General features: G+C 64.8%; 20 protein-coding genes. 11 read left to right on the top strand and 9 right to left on the bottom strand.

Features of this window, described 5'->3' with window-relative positions; translation table 11 throughout:
• Window positions 1-7 precede the first annotated feature (7 nt).
• Genes BMF89_RS00955 through BMF89_RS00945 form a run of 3 tightly spaced genes read right to left on the bottom strand, consistent with a single transcriptional unit; the run spans window position 8 to window position 1,693 of the window.
• Window positions 8-355, bottom strand: a complete 348-nt coding sequence (locus BMF89_RS00955) for a DUF6510 family protein (RefSeq protein WP_241708478.1) — start codon at window positions 353-355, stop codon at window positions 8-10.
• Entirely contained in the window at window positions 352-1,089 is a 738-nt protein-coding gene (locus BMF89_RS00950; RefSeq protein WP_171983356.1) for a ferredoxin reductase, read from the bottom strand. Before BMF89_RS00950 ends, BMF89_RS00955 begins: the two co-directional genes overlap by 4 nt.
• Before the next feature lie 10 nt (window positions 1,090-1,099).
• Window positions 1,100-1,693, bottom strand: coding sequence for a sulfite oxidase-like oxidoreductase (locus BMF89_RS00945; RefSeq protein WP_078105320.1), 594 nt, complete (start codon window positions 1,691-1,693; stop codon window positions 1,100-1,102).
• A gap of 188 nt (window positions 1,694-1,881) precedes the next feature.
• Between BMF89_RS00945 and BMF89_RS00940 the strand changes: the two genes are divergently transcribed.
• Window positions 1,882-3,237 carry a glycogen debranching protein gene (locus BMF89_RS00940; RefSeq protein WP_078105215.1) on the top strand — a complete coding sequence of 452 codons (1,356 nt, stop codon included), beginning with the start codon at window positions 1,882-1,884 and terminating at the stop codon, window positions 3,235-3,237.
• A gap of 17 nt (window positions 3,238-3,254) precedes the next feature.
• On the opposite strand, the gene BMF89_RS00935 is transcribed toward BMF89_RS00940, so the two are convergent.
• Both BMF89_RS00935 and BMF89_RS00930 read right to left on the bottom strand, forming a co-directional pair.
• Window positions 3,255-4,328: a DNA polymerase IV gene (locus BMF89_RS00935; RefSeq protein WP_078105214.1), complete on the bottom strand. Its 1,074-nt coding sequence runs from the start codon at window positions 4,326-4,328 to the stop codon at window positions 3,255-3,257.
• 77 nt (window positions 4,329-4,405) lie between these two features.
• The gene (locus BMF89_RS00930; protein ID WP_078105213.1) at window positions 4,406-4,777 is read right to left on the bottom strand and encodes a hypothetical protein; all 372 of its coding nucleotides are present in this window, start codon (window positions 4,775-4,777) and stop codon (window positions 4,406-4,408) included.
• A 157-nt stretch (window positions 4,778-4,934) separates the two neighbouring features.
• On the opposite strand from BMF89_RS00930, the gene BMF89_RS00925 reads away from it, so the two are divergent.
• On the top strand, window positions 4,935-5,570 hold the full coding sequence (locus tag BMF89_RS00925) for a dihydrofolate reductase family protein (protein ID WP_078105212.1): 636 nt from the start codon (window positions 4,935-4,937) through the stop codon (window positions 5,568-5,570).
• 21 nt (window positions 5,571-5,591) lie between these two features.
• Window positions 5,592-6,392: an NAD(P)H-binding protein gene (locus BMF89_RS00920; RefSeq protein WP_078105211.1), complete on the top strand. Its 801-nt coding sequence runs from the start codon at window positions 5,592-5,594 to the stop codon at window positions 6,390-6,392.
• Window positions 6,393-6,402: 10 nt separating this feature from the next.
• Here BMF89_RS00920 and BMF89_RS00915 read toward each other — a convergent pair whose 3' ends face one another.
• The gene (locus BMF89_RS00915) at window positions 6,403-7,140 is read right to left on the bottom strand and encodes a hypothetical protein (RefSeq protein ID WP_078105210.1); all 738 of its coding nucleotides are present in this window, start codon (window positions 7,138-7,140) and stop codon (window positions 6,403-6,405) included.
• A gap of 194 nt (window positions 7,141-7,334) precedes the next feature.
• Here BMF89_RS00915 and BMF89_RS00910 point away from each other — a divergent pair, with 194 nt between their 5' ends.
• The 4 genes from BMF89_RS00910 to BMF89_RS00895 all read left to right on the top strand — a co-directional run bounded on the left by BMF89_RS00910 (window position 7,335) and on the right by BMF89_RS00895 (window position 9,060).
• A complete protein-coding gene (locus BMF89_RS00910; protein ID WP_078105209.1) occupies window positions 7,335-7,661 on the top strand; it encodes a thioredoxin domain-containing protein in 327 nt (108 codons plus the stop codon).
• A gap of 62 nt (window positions 7,662-7,723) precedes the next feature.
• On the top strand, window positions 7,724-8,116 hold the full coding sequence (locus BMF89_RS00905; RefSeq protein ID WP_078105208.1) for a heavy metal-responsive transcriptional regulator: 393 nt from the start codon (window positions 7,724-7,726) through the stop codon (window positions 8,114-8,116).
• 69 nt (window positions 8,117-8,185) lie between these two features.
• Entirely contained in the window at window positions 8,186-8,656 is a 471-nt protein-coding gene (locus BMF89_RS00900; protein ID WP_078105207.1) for a cupin domain-containing protein, read from the top strand.
• Window positions 8,657-8,670: 14 nt separating this feature from the next.
• On the top strand, window positions 8,671-9,060 hold the full coding sequence (locus tag BMF89_RS00895; RefSeq protein ID WP_216353764.1) for a carboxypeptidase-like regulatory domain-containing protein: 390 nt from the start codon (window positions 8,671-8,673) through the stop codon (window positions 9,058-9,060).
• Window positions 9,061-9,065: 5 nt separating this feature from the next.
• On the opposite strand, the gene arfB is transcribed toward BMF89_RS00895, so the two are convergent.
• The gene (gene arfB / locus BMF89_RS00890; protein ID WP_078105205.1) at window positions 9,066-9,488 is read right to left on the bottom strand and encodes an alternative ribosome rescue aminoacyl-tRNA hydrolase ArfB; all 423 of its coding nucleotides are present in this window, start codon (window positions 9,486-9,488) and stop codon (window positions 9,066-9,068) included.
• 48 nt (window positions 9,489-9,536) lie between these two features.
• Window positions 9,537-10,121: an HhH-GPD-type base excision DNA repair protein gene (locus BMF89_RS00885; protein WP_078105204.1), complete on the bottom strand. Its 585-nt coding sequence runs from the start codon at window positions 10,119-10,121 to the stop codon at window positions 9,537-9,539.
• Window positions 10,122-10,258: 137 nt separating this feature from the next.
• Between BMF89_RS00885 and BMF89_RS00880 the strand changes: the two genes are divergently transcribed.
• The 3 genes from BMF89_RS00880 to BMF89_RS00870 all read left to right on the top strand — a co-directional run bounded on the left by BMF89_RS00880 (window position 10,259) and on the right by BMF89_RS00870 (window position 12,887).
• A complete protein-coding gene (locus tag BMF89_RS00880) occupies window positions 10,259-11,131 on the top strand; it encodes an NAD(P)-dependent oxidoreductase (protein WP_078105203.1) in 873 nt (290 codons plus the stop codon).
• 8 nt (window positions 11,132-11,139) lie between these two features.
• Complete coding sequence (locus BMF89_RS00875; protein WP_078105202.1) at window positions 11,140-12,171, top strand: aldo/keto reductase; 1,032 nt, start codon at window positions 11,140-11,142, stop codon at window positions 12,169-12,171.
• Between the two features lie 71 nt (window positions 12,172-12,242).
• Window positions 12,243-12,887, top strand: a complete 645-nt coding sequence (locus tag BMF89_RS00870; RefSeq protein ID WP_078105201.1) for a hypothetical protein — start codon at window positions 12,243-12,245, stop codon at window positions 12,885-12,887.
• A gap of 57 nt (window positions 12,888-12,944) precedes the next feature.
• Here BMF89_RS00870 and BMF89_RS00865 read toward each other — a convergent pair whose 3' ends face one another.
• On the bottom strand, window positions 12,945-13,826 hold the full coding sequence (locus BMF89_RS00865) for a biosynthetic peptidoglycan transglycosylase (RefSeq protein WP_253190638.1): 882 nt from the start codon (window positions 13,824-13,826) through the stop codon (window positions 12,945-12,947).
• A 364-nt stretch (window positions 13,827-14,190) separates the two neighbouring features.
• Here BMF89_RS00865 and BMF89_RS00860 point away from each other — a divergent pair, with 364 nt between their 5' ends.
• Window positions 14,191-15,090: a diacylglycerol kinase family protein gene (locus BMF89_RS00860; RefSeq protein WP_078105199.1), complete on the top strand. Its 900-nt coding sequence runs from the start codon at window positions 14,191-14,193 to the stop codon at window positions 15,088-15,090.
• The last annotated feature ends 1 nt before the right edge of the window (window position 15,091 follow it).

Here is a 15,091-nt window from a genome sequence, read left to right as displayed (position 1 = left end):
AATCGCCCTAGCCGTCGCGGTCGATGTGCAGGTAACTGAGTCCGCTCACATCGAGCCAGTATCGCGTGGGCGTCTCCACGAGGCGGAGCAGCACGCCCTCGCAGGAAGCGCAGCGCACAACGATTCCCGGCGCGTCGACGTAGACCATCGTTTCAGCGAAGACGCGGACCGCTCCGCAGTGCTTGCACCGCCCGATCGCGGCGACGATATCGAAGCGGAAGAGTTCCCAGAGTGGTCCGGCCAGCGCGTTTCCGTCCAGGTGGGGTATCGCATTGCCAGTGGTTCCCGCGATGTCCTGATCCGCGAAGCCCGGATCCATTGCGCCCGGAGAATCGGGCCCATTGTTGCCATTCACCCGGTTCCTCCTGTTCCGCCGAAGCGCTCGGTCTTGATCGACTCGGCGGGATATCCCGCTTGCACGAGCCATTCCGCGACCGTTTCCACGAAGACGGTCTGGCCGCAGATGAAGACGTCCGGGGCACGGCCCTTCGGCAAAATGTTGGCCAGCAGGGTTTCCGCCGTGAGCCGTTGCGGGGCAGCCGGCCAACCCTCCGGGACCTTACGTGTGTATACGTAGTCGATGGTGAGCTTGCCGGATTGCCGGGCCAAGGTGAGAAGTTCTTCCCGATAGAACCCCGCTTCGGGTGACTTGAGCGAATAGAGCAGCCGGAACTGCGCAGGATTCTCCGAAGCATGGTGCGCGCGGATCATCGACATGAGCGGCACGACCCCGGATCCTCCGGCAATCAGTTGAACCGGGTTCGTATCCGTTGGTTTCCAGACGAACCAGCCACCCACAGGTCCGCGGATCTCCAGATGGTCTCCGACGGCCAGTTCCCTGACCAGATAGGGGGAGACTTCTCCGTTGGCCAATTCGTCAACGGTGATCTCCAAGGTTTCGTCCATGCTTGCCCGCGCCACGGAGTACGAGCGGACGGCCGAATACCCGTCGTCTGCGGTGAGGCGGATGTCGATGTGCTGTCCGGCGAGGTTGCCGTTAAGGCCGGCCGCCCGGAGCCCGATGGTCCGGGCGGTATCCGTTTCGGGCATGCTGCTGACGACGTCGGCCACGCGCCATTGCGTGCTCATCGGGCGCACCTCATGAGTAGCGCTCCTCGCGCCACGGGTCGCCGTGGAGGTGGTAGCCGTTGGATTCCCAGAAACCAGGAACATCATCCTGGGTCAACTCGACGCCGTTGATCCACTTTGCGCTCTTCCAAAAGTACAAATGCGGCACCAGGAGTCGGGCGGGTCCGCCGTGGGCGCGATCAAGCGGCTCGCCTTCGAACTCCCAGGCCACCCACGCCCTGCCGCCCAGAAGGTCCGCCAAGGGGACATTGGTTGTGTATCCGCCGTAGGAGTGGGCCATCGTGAACCTGCAGCTTGTTTCCACGTTTTCAAACAGGGAATCCAGGGACACTCCACGCCACGTGGTGCCCAGCTTGGACCAGCTGGTTACGCAATGGATGTCCGTATGGATGTCGGTTTGGGGCAATGCCATGAAAGCGTCCCAGGACCACGCATGGCGCTGCCCTGCCTCAGTGGTGATGAAGAATTCCCAGCGGTCAGGGGGGATCCGGGGAGCGGGGCCTGCGGTGAGGACCGGGAAGCTGCCGGTCTCGTATTGGCCCGGCGGCAACGCGGGATTGCCGCTCTGCCGTCTTCCATGAAATCCAGAAGAGATGATGCCCACCATGTACCTCCGATGCGGAGACTCACGCCGGCTGTGCCCGGTTCCCCCACGATAGGGCAACGGCCGGGCGCGGTCTAGGTACCTGGCAAAGCCTGACCGGGTCACGGCCGCTGCAGTAGCTTGGTAAGTGTCGTGCACGCTTTCGCGCAGGCACGGATCCGCACCAAGCCAACGGCATCGGAGGCCACATGAACACCACTCCTCGCGTCAGTGTGCAGGACCTTCACAGGGCAGCAGCCGAGGTCCTCCGGCTCAACGATCTGGGCACCATGACCACTGCGGCGCCCAATCTGTACCCCCATATGTGGAGCTGGGACGCAGCCTTCGTAGCCATCGGACTGGCGCGGATCAATGTCCCACGCGCCATCACGGAACTCCGGACCCTGCTGGCCGCGCAGTGGTCCACGGGAATGATCCCGCACATCGTTTTCAGCGAGAACAGCACCGACTACTTTCCAGGTTTTGACCGTTGGGGCACGGAGTCCGCCCGCGCACGTCCTTCCGGCATCAAGAGCAGCGGCATTTGCCAGCCTCCCGTCCATGCGATCGCCCTGCGCCAAATCCTGGACCGGGGGCGGGCGAACGGCGGCGCCGACCAGGAAGCGGCAGAGACCTTCCTCGCCGAATCCTTCGACGGCTGGCTCGCGTGGCACCGGTGGCTGGCCACTGTGCGTGACCCGGACGCCGCAGGGCTGATTGAAATCCATCACGGTTGGGAGTCCGGATTCGATAATTCCCCGCGCTGGGATGGGCCCTACGCCCGTGTCCAGGCCGGTACCGTCCCCGCTTTCACGCGGCGTGACACCCTGCATGTTGCAGACACGGGCGAACGGCCCGATGACAGCGAATACACCAAGTATCTGTGGCTCGTTCAGCAGATGGCTTCCGTGGAGTACGACGACGAGGCCGTGCGGAACGTCGTCGACTTCCGGGTGCGGGACGTCTTCTTTTCCGCGATCATGGCTGCTGCCAGCGATGTCCTCGCCGCTCTGGGCGAAGAGATCGGGCGCAGCTCCGATGCCGGGGAGCTGCGGGATTTCGCGCGGCGCTTCCGCGACGGGGTGGCGTCGACGATTGATCCCCTGAGCGGCCTTGCCCGCGACTACGACATCCTGGCCGGGGAGTGGATCTCTACCGACACCGTTTCCGGATTTGCCCCGCTGGTGTCCGGAGGCGGGGAGTCGTTGCTCGCGGCGCAAAGGAAGCTCCTTCTCGGGCCGGACTGGATGGGGCATCCCGGGCTGCGGTTTCCTCTCCCGCCGTCCACCTCGCCGTCCAGCGCAGCCTTCCGACCCCGGACCTATTGGCGCGGCCCCGTCTGGCCCTTCCTGAATCTCCTTCTTGGTTGGGCCTCGCAGCGTGACGGGCAAAACGAGATCTACCAAGCGCTCAAGGCCGCGTCACTCGATCAGTTAGCCGACCTCCGGTTCGGCGAATACTACGAACCCTTCACCGGAGAACCGCTGGGGAGCCTGAATCAGGCGTGGACAGCCGCCGCCTGCCTCGAATGGATCGGGCCGGATTGGCAGGTGCGGACCGCATAAGGAAGGGAACGACGGCGTCACCAACCGCCGCGCGTGGGCGTGTGTCCTTTCCGGGCATCGTCGGGCATTGCCATTTCGGCCCGCAAGCCAAGGAGCCGGATCGGACGACCGGCCTCGATTCCGGCTGCGAGGTCCATGGCCCGCGCGAGGATTTCGTTCCGGTCGAATGTCTCCGGAATCTTCTTCCCCTGGGTCGTGGTCAGGAACGGCGCGTACCGGACCTTCAGGGTCAGTCCAATGACGGCCCGTCCTTCGGCCTCGACGTCCTCAAGGACATGCGCTGTCAGCTCGCGCACAGCGTCTGCCACTTGGGCCGGTTCGATCAGGTCGTGCTGGAAGGTGGTCTCCCGGCTATGTCCGCGGGCAACCCACGGGGTGTCATCCACAACGCTGGCGCCGTCGCCTCGTCCGAGCTGCGCATACCACGGACCCATCTTGGGGCCGAACTCCGGGACCAGGTCCCGGGGATCGGACGCGGCGAGTTCGGCGACGGTGCTGATGCCGAGTTTCGCCAGCCTGGCGGACACCCTGGCGCCGACGCCCCACAGGTCCTTGGTGGGCCGGCTGCCCATGACGTCGAGCCAGTTCCCGGCGGTGAGGCGGAAGACGCCGGCCGGCTTGCCGAACCCGGTGGCGACCTTGGCCCGGACCAGGGTGTCGCCGATGCCCACGCTGCAATGGAGTTCCGTTCGCGCCAGGACCGCGGCCTGAACGAGGTGGGCGTAGGCTTCCGGATCCTCCGTCTCAACGCCCACAAAGGCTTCATCCCAGCCCAGCACCTGCACGGTGGCGCCGGGCTGCGCGCGCAGCGTGGCCATGACCGCTTCAGATGCTGCGAGGTAAGCCTCGTGATCGACGGGCAGGATCACGGCGTCGGGCACTTTCCGGGCCGCAATGCGCAGGGGCATCCCGGAACCCACACCGAACGCCCGGGCTTCGTAGGACGCTGTCGACACCACAGCCCTTTCCGTGGGGTCGCCCCGGCCGCCGACAATGATCGGCTTGCCGGCAAGCTCCGGCCGCCGGAGCACCTCGACGGCCGCGATGAACTGGTCGAGATCAACGTGCAGTACCCACGGGATTCCGCTCACGGCACTAGTCTGCCGTAAACGTCCCCGCCAAGCATCGGATTCCGCCCGGCTTGAGTTCTGTTGCTTTCGGTCCTATCTCAGTAGTCCCGCTCGTCGAACAGGAGCGCCACGCAGTCGGTGTAGTGGGTCAATGCGTCTGCGAAAGTGAGAAGTTGGAGTACGCCGCCGCCTGCGCCAGCCTTTTCGGTACCAGCATCCTCGGAGCGGCAGAGAAGTGGCTCGCAACTCGTTCCGTTCGCGGTGAGGATTGCTATTCCCCACGGATGGCTGGGATCGGTGACTGCGATGCCTGCTGCGTCGAAGGTGGCGCGGAGGACGTATCTTGTGACTGTCCTCCACGACTGGAGGAACTGCGGACGCAACTGTTCAATGGGTTCGTCGTCGTTGCTGCCGTAAGCGCGCCCCAAGTCAGTGGATAGCTTGTCCCACTCCTGGGCGTCGCGGACCATGAGGTGGCCGGCGGCCTGGAGATCCGTCCGATTTTGCTCGTGAGGAGGTCCCTTGAACCTCCGACCGCTCCGGGGATAGCATGGCCGCCACCGGACCCGTCCGTTCCGGGCCTTGCGGCCGGGCGGGACCGACGTCGATCAACTTCGAGGAGGCGGCATGGGCGAGACAACTGCGGCTGCGTCCTCAGCGGAGCTGATGGTCGACTTGATCATCTCCCTGGACGGGTATGCCTCGGCCGTGGGATGGCCCGGCTGGTGGGGCCTGGAGGGGCCGGAATACCTTGACTGGCTTCAGCAGGAGGGGCAGAAGGGCTACACCTTCCTTCTCGGGGCGAACACCTACCGGCTGATGTCCAGGATGTCCGAGGAGGCCGCGGCCGCGAGCTCGGGATTCTCCGATGATGAGGGGGCTACCCTCACCGGCCTTGCCGCCGTGCCGAAGATCGTCTTCTCGTCCACGTTGCAGGCGCCCCTGACGTGGCCGAACTCGGAGCTTGTCACCGGGGACGCGGTCCAGGCTGTGGCGGAGATGAAGCGGACCCGGACAGGACCCTTGAGCACTCTGGGGAGCCTCAGCTTGTGCCGGTCACTGCTGAGCGCCGGACTCGTGGACAGGTTCCGTCTGGTCGTTTTCCCCGTGATCACAGGCAGCACCGGTCGGGAGCGGATCTACGACGGCTATCCGGACGTTTCGCTCGAGATGGTGGAGAGCAAGACCTTCGATGGTCGGCTCCAGCTGCTCGAGTATGTCCCCACGGTACTCAGCGGTCCGCCGGGCAGCGGCGCGGTGTGAGCCAATACGACGGGAAGCGGTGTGAGTTCGACGATCTTGGTGACGGGTGGTACCGGCACGCTTGGCCGGCTCGTGGCTTCGCGCTTGCGTGACGCGGGTCACGCCGTGCGCGTGGCGGGTCGTCATGCCCCTCCACCGGGGCACGACATCGACTTCGTGCAATGTGACCTCGACACTGGCGACGGAGTCGAAGCCGCCTTGAGCGGTGTCCGGACAGTGGTGCATTGCGCGGGCGCCCAGAAGGGCGACGGCGACAAAGCCCGCCTCCTCGTCGCGGCGGCTTCCCGCGCCGGAGTGACGCACCTGGTGTTCATCTCCGTCGTGGGGGCGGACACGATCCCGGTCAGGAGCCGCTTCGACCGTGCGGCCTTCGGCTACTTCGCGTCCAAGCGGGATGCGGAGGACGTCGTGGCAGGATCCGGGATCCCCTTCAGTACACTCCGCGCAACCCAGTTCTTCGAACTGACGCTGCTGACCGCGCGCGCTATGGCGAAGCTTCCCGTCATTCCCGTGCCGAAGGGCTTCCGGTTCCAGCCGGTGGACGCCGGCGAGGTCGCGGACCGGCTCGTGGAACTCGCCCTCAATGAGCCGGCCGGCCTGGTGCCCGATCTCGCCGGGCCGCTCTGCTATCCGATGCGAGACCTCATCCGCTCATATCTCTCCGCGGCCGGTCAGCGACGCCTTCTCCTTCCCGTTCACATGCCGGGGAAGGCCGCCAAGGCGATCAGGGAGGGTGCAAACCTGTCCGAGGATATGGCCGTCGGGCGGAAGACCTGGGAGGAGTTCCTCACTGAACGGGTGCCCGGTGTCGTCGGGAGGTGACGCGGCGGGTTCAGCGCGGGGCGGCATGCCTGGCCCGCGCCGCCGGTTCAACGAAGTCCACGGCATACGGTTTGGTGGCGGAGCGCTGCAGCGGAGGTCGTAAGCGCACCTGATAGGCGCCGTTTCGGAACTTGTAGCGGGGATCCATCTGGATCACCAGGAGCGGCTCCTGGCGGGAAGCATCCACCCGCAGCAGCATTCCGTGCCGTCGACCATCGACGAGCAGCGGGGTAGCCGGCTCGACGGCGGTTTCCTTGAGGAGCTCTTGATATTTTGGCCCCGCCGCCAAGAACAGGACTCCGTGGGAGAACCCGACGACGCGTAACGGGATGACCCGGTCAGGCTGCCGGGTGGGTTGGGGATGTCTTCCGTGTTCGTGCACGGGAGGCTCCGTGGCCGAATTCAGGGATCGATCGCATTCCCGGCATCTGGTCCGCATCCCGACGTCGGCCAAAAGGGTCACGAGCAAGCCTCGGGGGGCGCTGCTCCATTTCTCGGCGACGACGCGGCACCACGCCGGGTGGTACTCCTTTTCGTATTTCATGACATAGACCTGATCTTCGCCGAGGAGGGGCTTGCCCTCCCGCCGTGTGGCCGGCTCGACAGGCTTGATGGCGCCGAGGCCTTTGGCATCTGCGCGGCCCGCGTCACTGCCCTTGAGGTACGTGCGGATCCAGGGACTGAATGATCGTTTTGGGCTGGGAATTGCGGGGCCTTCCTGTGCGGAGGGAATGCGTTCTTCCCTCATTACCCCCTACCTAGCTTGATGGCTTTTCGTGCGACTCGCCAGTCCGGCCGCCCGCCGTCCCCCTTGACTTTTCCCTTGGGGGAAGGTGCGAAGGTGGAGGGCACGGCAGGCTTCCAGTCGGGGTGACAGCGAAGGGGACGGAGCGCAGGAGTAGTCCGGCATCACAGATCGGGCCATTCAATAGGGGGAAAAGCATGGCAAAAACCAAGGAAGTCACCGACGCGTCCTTCGACGCCGAGGTGCTGAAGTCACCCAAACCCGTCGTCGTGGAATTCTGGGCGGGTTGGTCTGGACCCTGCACCAGGCTCTTCCCGGTCCTGGAACAGCTCGCGGTGGAATACGCCGACAAAATCGATGTCGTCCAAGTCAACGTCGACGAGAATCCCGAAACCGCGGTTGCCTTCGGGATTAGCTCTGTTCCGTCGGTGTTCCTGTTCAAGGACGGCGAACGCAGAATCTCCGTGATCGGGGTGGGGGCGAAGAGGTACTTCGAAATGGAGTTCGCTGAATACTTGCGCTAGTCCGCCTTCACCCCTTGAACGCCTTCCCCTACAGTGGAGGTCAACGGGGGAAGACGAGGTGCATGGTGCGAATCGGTGAAGCTGCCCAGGCGGCGGGTATGACCAGCAAGGCCTTGAGATTCTATGAAGAGCACGGTTTGCTGCCTGCGGCGAAGCGCACTGCCAGCGGATACCGCGATTACCCGGACGAAACCATCAATCGGCTCGACTTCATCCGCCGTGGGCGCGCCGCAGGACTGGCACTCGCGCAGATTCGTGAAATCCTGCTTTTGCGCGACGCAGGCCGCGCCCCTTGTACCCATGTTCGCGACCTTCTGGCCGGGCAGTTGGCCGACCTCGACGCGCAGATCGCCGACCTCGTCGCGCTGCGCGCCACCGTCGCCGGATACCACGCTGCCGTGGCTGCCGCGGATCCGGAGGCGTGCGACGCCGATAGAATCTGCAGCTACCTCTGACCACTCCATCACTACTGACGCGCCTATCATTGTCTCAGGGGTGCCGCCACTGCTTCGCGGAGGATGAAAATGAGCCCTGACTCACAGCCGAATTGGCGCGACCACGGAGTCAAAGTCATTCCAGGTTCGCAGCTCGATCCGAACACACCCCAAACCCCTGGCATGGCGAGAGCCGCGGCAATCACGCATGCCCGGGCGGGAGCCAACAAGCTGTGGGCGGGCACCGTCATCATTGATGCCGATGCCAAGACCGGGGCCCACCATCACGGGGAACTGGAAAGCGTCATCTACGTCGTCAGCGGCCGGGCACGCATGCGGTGGGGAGACAGCCTGGAGTTCGTCGCCGACGCGGGGCCGGGCGACTTCATATTCGTTCCGCCGTTCGTACCCCATCAGGAGATCAACGCAAGCCAGACCGAGGCTCTCAGCTGCGTCCTTGTCCGCAGCGGCCAGGACCCAATAGTCATCAACCTGGATATCGAGTCCGCTGAGCCACCGGAAGTGGTCCGGTGGATCGATCCCCTTCACCCTGCTCCCTGAATCGACACATATTGGTGAGTGCCGTGAAGCGATTCCTCGTGACCCTGCTGGCCGCGGCCCTGTGGTTGGGCGGATGCGCCGGTCCGGGAGGTCCGGACGCGGGGCATACCGGCGTTGTCACCGGCGTTGTCCTGACCGCCCCGGTATGTCCCGTCGAACGTGTCGGTCAGGAGTGTCCGCCGCGCCCCGTCTCGGGCGCCGCGGTTGTCGCCTTGGACGGGGACGCTGTCCGAGGCTCGACACGGACCGACGGCACTGGTTCCTTCCATCTCACGCTGCCTGACGGTCGTTACGTGATCAAGGCGAGCAACATCGGCGGTTACCTTTCGACGGCGACCCAGACGGTGGTCATCTCGCAGATCCCCGTTCATGTCACGCTGGTTGTCGACAGCGGGATTCGCTAAGCGAGCTACTCGGCGGACGGTCGCTTTCGTTGTTGTTTCGTCGCCGCCCGGTGTTCCTTTGCGACCCGGTGCCGACGCTTCGAGCTCCGGGTGGGTTTGCTCGCCCGTCGGGCAGCCGCTTCGGGAGCAAGACCCTCCGCCACGAGGCGCGAGAGCTTGGCCAGTGCGATTTCGCGATTCCGCAACTGGGACCGTTGCTCGGAGGCGGCCACGGTGATCACCCCGGCGACGATACGGGGTCCAAGACGCGTGACCAGCAGCAGCCGTTGGTCATCGGAAAGCGCTGCCGAGTCGGCGACATTCCATGACAGTTCGACGCGGCTGTCCGAGGTGTTGACGTGTTGACCGCCAGGTCCTGACGAGCGGGAGAACCGCCAGCCGAGTTCCGACGTCGGAATCGTGAGCGCGGGCGACACTTCGAGATCCATGCTGCAAGCGTTTCACGATATGGGCGGGAACACCCGCCCCGCTGCTTCTCAGCTTCCGGAGGCCTTCGCCGCTTTGATCGCGGCTTTGGCAGCCTGCTTGTTGGCGCGAACTTTTCTCAGTGACTCCGGATCCACGATGTCGGCGACAGAAAGAAAAGCGCTCTCCTGGCCGTACGCGCCGGCAGCCTCGCGCCAACCTTGTGCCTGGAGTCCACGCTGCTTCCCGAGCAGTGCCAGGAAGATTTTTGCCTTTTGCTCTCCGAAGCCGGGCAATTCCTTCAACCTGCGGAGCACCTCCTGGCCGTCTGGGTTGTCCTGGGTCCAGATGGCAGTGGCGTCTCCATTCCAATCGCGCTGAACGGTCGCGGCGAGATCCTGGACGCGGCCGGCCATCGAGCCGGGGAAACGGTGGACGGACGGACGCTCCTTGAAGACCTCAACGAAACCTGCAGGGTCGTATTCGGCGATTGCGGCAGGGGACATGGATCCGATGCGCGTCCGGATCTTTTCGGGTCCGGCGAAGGCAGACTCCATGGTCACCTGTTGGTCTAGCAGCATGCCGATGAGAAGTGCGAACGCGTCATCGCTGAGCAGCTGGTCGGCGGCGGGGTCGCCGGTAATGTGCAGTTCCATGCGCCCATCCTCCCACTTTGACAAATCGCGCGGGAGCGGGTGCCTGACGTTCCTAGGATCCGGAGGGCCATGCGCAGGAGCCGGTTTCTGCCCTAGTGTCGATGAGGAGACCAGCAAGCCCTATCGAAGGAGTACCGATGAGAATTGCAGTGACGGGTGGAAGCGGAAAACTGGGCCGGCACGTGGTGCGCCGGCTGAGCGGGGACGGCCACCAGGTGTTGAACCTGGACCGTGCGGGCGAAAGGAGTCCGGGCCTGGCGATCGTCGACCTGCGCGACTATGGCCAGGTGCTGGATGTGTTCCTGGGCCTGGACGACCGGCACAGCGGCTTCGACGCCGTCGTGCATCTGGGGGCCATCCCAGCACCCGGCATCGTCCCGGATGTCGCGACATTCGAGAACAACATGCTCTCGACGTACAACGTGTTCCAAGCGGCCCGCCGGGCCGGGATCAAGAAGATTGTCTACGCCTCGAGCGAGACGGTGCTGGGACTACCGTTCGACGTCGACCCTCCCTATATCCCGGTGGATGAGGAATACCCGGCGCGGCCCGAAAGCACCTATTCGCTCGTAAAGCACCTGGAAGAGCAGATGGCCATCGAGTTGACGCGCTGGGACCCTGAGCTGAGTATCGTGGGGCTCCGGTTCTCCAATGTCATGGACGTGGAAGACTACGAGCGGTTCCCGTCCTTCGATGCCGACGCGAGGCTGCGTAAATGGAACCTATGGGGTTACATCGACGGCCGGGACGGCGCGCAGGCCGTGGCCCGGGCCCTTGAATACGGCAAGCCCGGATTCGAGGCGTTCATCGTGGCGAACGCGGACACCGTCATGAGCCGGTCCAGTGCCAGCCTGGCTGCGGAGGTGTTCCCTGATGTGAAGGTGGTCAAGGACCTGGAAGAGCACGAGACCATGCTCTCCATCGACAAGGCCAAGCGCTTGCTCGGGTTCGAGCCCGAACACACATGGCGCACCTATCATTCGAACCGCACTACCCCCGTCGAGGATTGAGGAACAGCATGCAATACCGCACTTTGGGCAACAGCGGCGCCGTGGTTTCGAACTACGCGCTGGGAACCATGACTTTCGGAGCCGAGGCAACGGAGGAAACGTCCCGCGCCATCCTGGACAGCTACGTCGAGGCAGGCGGCAACTTCATCGACACCGCCGATGTCTACAGCGCCGGCGCATCGGAGGAGATCATCGGCCGCTGGCTGGCCGAGCGGCCCGACGCGCGGGACCGCGTGGTGCTGGCCACCAAGGGCCGCTTCCCCATGGGTACGGCACCGAACGACGTCGGCACCTCCCGCCGCCACCTCACCAGGGCGTTGGACGATTCGCTGCGCCGTTTGGGCGTGGAGCAGATCGACCTCTACCAAATGCACGCGTGGGACCCCATTACGCCGTTGGAGGAGACGCTGCGTTTCCTGCACGACTCCGTGAGCAGCGGCAAGATCGCGTACTACGGTTTTTCCAACTTCCTGGGGTGGCAGTTGACCAAGGCCGTCCACGTGGCCAAGGCCTTTGGCTGGAGCGCGCCGGTGACGTTGCAGCCCCAGTACAGCCTGCTGGTCCGCGAAATCGAATCGGAAATCGTCCCGGCATCGTTGGATGCCGGCATCGGGCTGCTGCCGTGGTCACCGTTGGGTGGCGGATGGCTCTCCGGTAAGTACAAGCGCGACGTGCCGCCCACCGGCGCCACCCGCCTGGGTGAAAACCCGGAACGTGGCATGGAGGCATGGCAGGCCCGCAACGACGACCCCCGCACCTGGGACGTCATCGGGACAGTCGAAAAGATCGCAGCGGATCATGGCGTCAGTGCCTCCCAGGTTGCACTCGCGTGGTTGGCGGACCGGCCCGCCGTGACCTCCGTGATCCTCGGCGCCCGCACCACGGAGCAGCTCGCGGACAACCTGGCCGCGGCAGACCTGGAACTCAGCTCCGAGGAAACCAGCCGGCTCACGGAGGCCAGCCAACCGCGCGTCGGCGTCTATCCGTATGGTCCGATGGCGCAGAACCAGCGCAGCCGGAAGATCGAGGGTGGCCGGTAACGCACAGCGCCGGGCGCCGTAGACCTCCGACGCCGATTGCCCACAACGCGGGACAGGCGTTGAATGTGGCTATGGTCGACTGGGTATTGCTCTCCAACCTCGGCACCGCGCTGGGCACGACTGTTCTCGCCGTCGCGACGTTCATCTCCACGAGATCGGCCAACCGATCGGCGCGGCTGGCCGAGCGCGCCCTGCTGAATGGATTGCGCCCCATCCTGCTGCCCTCCAACTCGTCTGACGCGCCCCAGAAGGTGCGGTTCATGGAAGGCAAATGGATGGTGGTGCGCGGGGGCCATGCCGCTCTCGAGATCAGCGACAACGCTGTGTACCTGCTGATGTCGGTGCGCAATGCCGGCGCGGGCGTGGCGATCCTGCACGGCTGGCACCTTCCACCAGACTCCAGGGCTCCGTTGTCGCCGGTGGAGGAGTTCCACCGGCTGACCCGGGACATCTACGTGCCAGCCAACGACGCCGGATTCTGCCAGGTCGCGATCCGGGACCCGGAGTCGGCCGACTTCCGTAACGCCATCGCGGGAGCGGCCGGCGAGGGCTTCGCCGTCGACGTGCTCTACGGAGACGCCGAGGGCTCGCAGCGCGTTGTCTCCCGTTTCTTCATCACCCCGGGACCCGCGGGCGCCGGCCACGACGACGACGTCGACTGGCTGCTGATGGTCTCGCGCCACTGGAACCTGGACTTGCCGGCGCCGCGTGGCTGAGCCCGGAGCCTCGTGTCGGGGCGGGATTTGGTCCCGGTTCGACGCCGGTAGGCACACCTAGCCGGATTCGCCCTGAATGCGGTCCTTCACGCTTTGGGGCATGGTCGAGCATGCGTCGTTGTCGGAGCGCTGGCCGGCATGGCTGTCCGCAGTGTCCGAGATGCCGATCGTCCCAACGGCTCCTTGCCATCCGCCCAGGCCGACGAGCTGCCGGGGGACCCAGACATTCGCGGCCCCGTTCACAAGGTTCCACACGGCGGGGTCGACGCCCGCGCCCAGGTAGATGCCTCCCTTGGGATCCCGCTTGACCAGGTCCGGCAGCGGAAGGACGCCCATCAGCTGGGCGGATTGATAGTCGGTCATATTCCACGGCGGTGTTCCGAAGTAGTACCAGCTGGCGGCGCAGACGCCATACAGATGGGGGCCGAACTGGGCATAGTTCAGGTACAGCTCCAAGGTGCGCTGAGGGCTCAAGGTGTAGCTGAACTGGGTTGCCAGGACAGCTTCAATGCCCTTCCGGACGGCGTTTTGGTCGTCCCAGAGGAAGATGTTCTTGACTAGCTGCTGGGGGATCGTGGAACCGCTCGGGTCGGGCTTCCCTTGGAAATATGCCTGGGCCCTCGCCTGGAGGTCGCCGAGGTCGAAGGCCCCGCTGCGTGTGCCGAGCTGTTCGTCTTCGTGGGCGATGGTCGCGGCCAGCAAGTGCCGGCTCATGTGGTTGATCGAGACGAACTGGTAGACGTTGGGTTCACCCGCCTCCAGCATGTATGCGGTGCGCGCCGGCGTCACGCCCATGCTGAACATGAAGGCGATGATTTGGACCAGGACCAGCGGGGTGATCAGGGCCAGCAAGAGCTTGCGGCGCCATTTCCGTTTGGATCGCTTGGCCTTCCTGCCGTTTGCAGGGGCCGGCGGTTGGGCTTGGTCAGGCTCCGTCACGGGCCGGTTCAACGGGTCCTGCACCGCCCCCTCCGGCTCCATGGCGACAGGCACTGGGTAGCTGGTGACTTTAGCCCGCGCCTGAATAGTGCGGCCCGCAGAAGGACGGCGCCCTGGCTGCGGACGCCGAGGCGAGGTCGGTGGTGTTGGATTGTCCATCGGTCTGCTTTCGCTTCTCGTCCCGCACGGAACCCCTGAAAGGGGTTGAGGATGGCACGAAAGTCTACCGGGCCTTGCTGGTTGTTCAGTTCAGCCAGGCGCGCTCAGCCGGGTGAGAGCAGTCCTCGCCGCCGGCCCGTAGGGTGCGGCGGAGGATTGTAAGTACACTTAGCGAAGTGATCACGAGCGAATATCGGAGCGGCACATGACTTCTGCACGGACGTTTGAATCGATCGTCATCATTTTCAATCCCAACAGCACCGGGGATGCGCGCAGACTGGCCGAGGGTCTGCAGAGTGAGTTGAAGGGTCTGCTGAGCTACCCGGTGGACATCAGGCTCCAGCCGACCGCCCGCGCCGGGCATGCCGTCGAGCTGGCGCGGGATGCCGTGAGCGGCGGCGGGGACGTGTTGGTGGTGTCCGTCAGCGGTGACGGCGGCTACAACGAGGTTGTCAACGGCGTGATGCAGGGCGGAAATCCCCAGGCCGTCTGCGCGGTGCTTGGGGCGGGCAATGCCAATGACCACCGGCGGAGCACCGGCACCCAGCCGCTCGGTGAAGCGATCGCCGCGGGCAGTGTGCGGAGCATCGACTTGCTGCGCGTCCGCACGGGCAAAGGATCGGACTCGCCCGCGGAGTACGCGCACTCCTATGTTGGTTTTGGACTGACCCCGGTCGTGGCAATTGACCTGGAAAAGGGCAGCAAGGGGGCCCTGAAGGAAATGGTCTCCGTGATGCGGACCTTCTCCAAGTTCGAGCCCTTCGAAATACGCCAGGCCGACGGCAAGCGGCGCCGTTTGGACAGCCTCGTGCTCGCCAACATTCCGGAGATGGCGAAGTACGCCACGCTCAGCGACGCGGACGACAAGCTCGCTGACGGCAAATTCGAAGTGGTCCTCTTTGCCCACAGACCAAAATGGCGGGTCCTCTTGATGGCGCTGCGGGCCGCCACGATGGGCCTGGGGGACCAGCCCAGCATGAGCAGCTATTCGTTCACCACCATCGAGCCGCTGGCCTATCAGATCGACGGCGAAGTTAAGTCCGTTGATGCGAACGTCCCTGTCAGAATCGAGTGCGCTCCGGCGGCCCTCTCCACCCTGGGATAGG

Source organism: Arthrobacter sp. SRS-W-1-2016 (assembly GCF_002009585.1).
Taxonomy (GTDB): Bacteria; Actinomycetota; Actinomycetes; order Actinomycetales; family Micrococcaceae; genus Arthrobacter; species Arthrobacter bambusae_A.
Note: the sequence above shows the minus strand (reverse complement) of the source record. Positions and strands in the feature narration are given on the sequence as shown.

Bases quoted from the DNA above. Each gene is read 5' to 3' on its own strand.
- BMF89_RS00950 (WP_171983356.1), bottom strand. From the start codon at position 1,089: ATGAGCACGCAATGGCGCGTGGCCGACGTCGTCAGCAGCATGCCCGAA.
- BMF89_RS00940 (WP_078105215.1), top strand. From the start codon at position 1,882: ATGAACACCACTCCTCGCGTCAGTGTGCAGGACCTTCACAGGGCAGCA.
- BMF89_RS00930 (WP_078105213.1), bottom strand. From the start codon at position 4,777: ATGGTCCGCGACGCCCAGGAGTGGGACAAGCTATCCACTGACTTGGGG.
- BMF89_RS00925 (WP_078105212.1), top strand. From the start codon at position 4,935: ATGGGCGAGACAACTGCGGCTGCGTCCTCAGCGGAGCTGATGGTCGAC.
- BMF89_RS00915 (WP_078105210.1), bottom strand. From the start codon at position 7,140: ATGAGGGAAGAACGCATTCCCTCCGCACAGGAAGGCCCCGCAATTCCC.
- BMF89_RS00910 (WP_078105209.1), top strand. From the start codon at position 7,335: ATGGCAAAAACCAAGGAAGTCACCGACGCGTCCTTCGACGCCGAGGTG.
- BMF89_RS00905 (WP_078105208.1), top strand. From the start codon at position 7,724: ATGGTGCGAATCGGTGAAGCTGCCCAGGCGGCGGGTATGACCAGCAAG.
- BMF89_RS00900 (WP_078105207.1), top strand. From the start codon at position 8,186: ATGAGCCCTGACTCACAGCCGAATTGGCGCGACCACGGAGTCAAAGTC.
- arfB (WP_078105205.1), bottom strand. From the start codon at position 9,488: ATGGATCTCGAAGTGTCGCCCGCGCTCACGATTCCGACGTCGGAACTC.
- BMF89_RS00885 (WP_078105204.1), bottom strand. From the start codon at position 10,121: ATGGAACTGCACATTACCGGCGACCCCGCCGCCGACCAGCTGCTCAGC.
- BMF89_RS00880 (WP_078105203.1), top strand. From the start codon at position 10,259: ATGAGAATTGCAGTGACGGGTGGAAGCGGAAAACTGGGCCGGCACGTG.
- BMF89_RS00875 (WP_078105202.1), top strand. From the start codon at position 11,140: ATGCAATACCGCACTTTGGGCAACAGCGGCGCCGTGGTTTCGAACTAC.
- BMF89_RS00870 (WP_078105201.1), top strand. From the start codon at position 12,243: ATGGTCGACTGGGTATTGCTCTCCAACCTCGGCACCGCGCTGGGCACG.
- BMF89_RS00860 (WP_078105199.1), top strand. From the start codon at position 14,191: ATGACTTCTGCACGGACGTTTGAATCGATCGTCATCATTTTCAATCCC.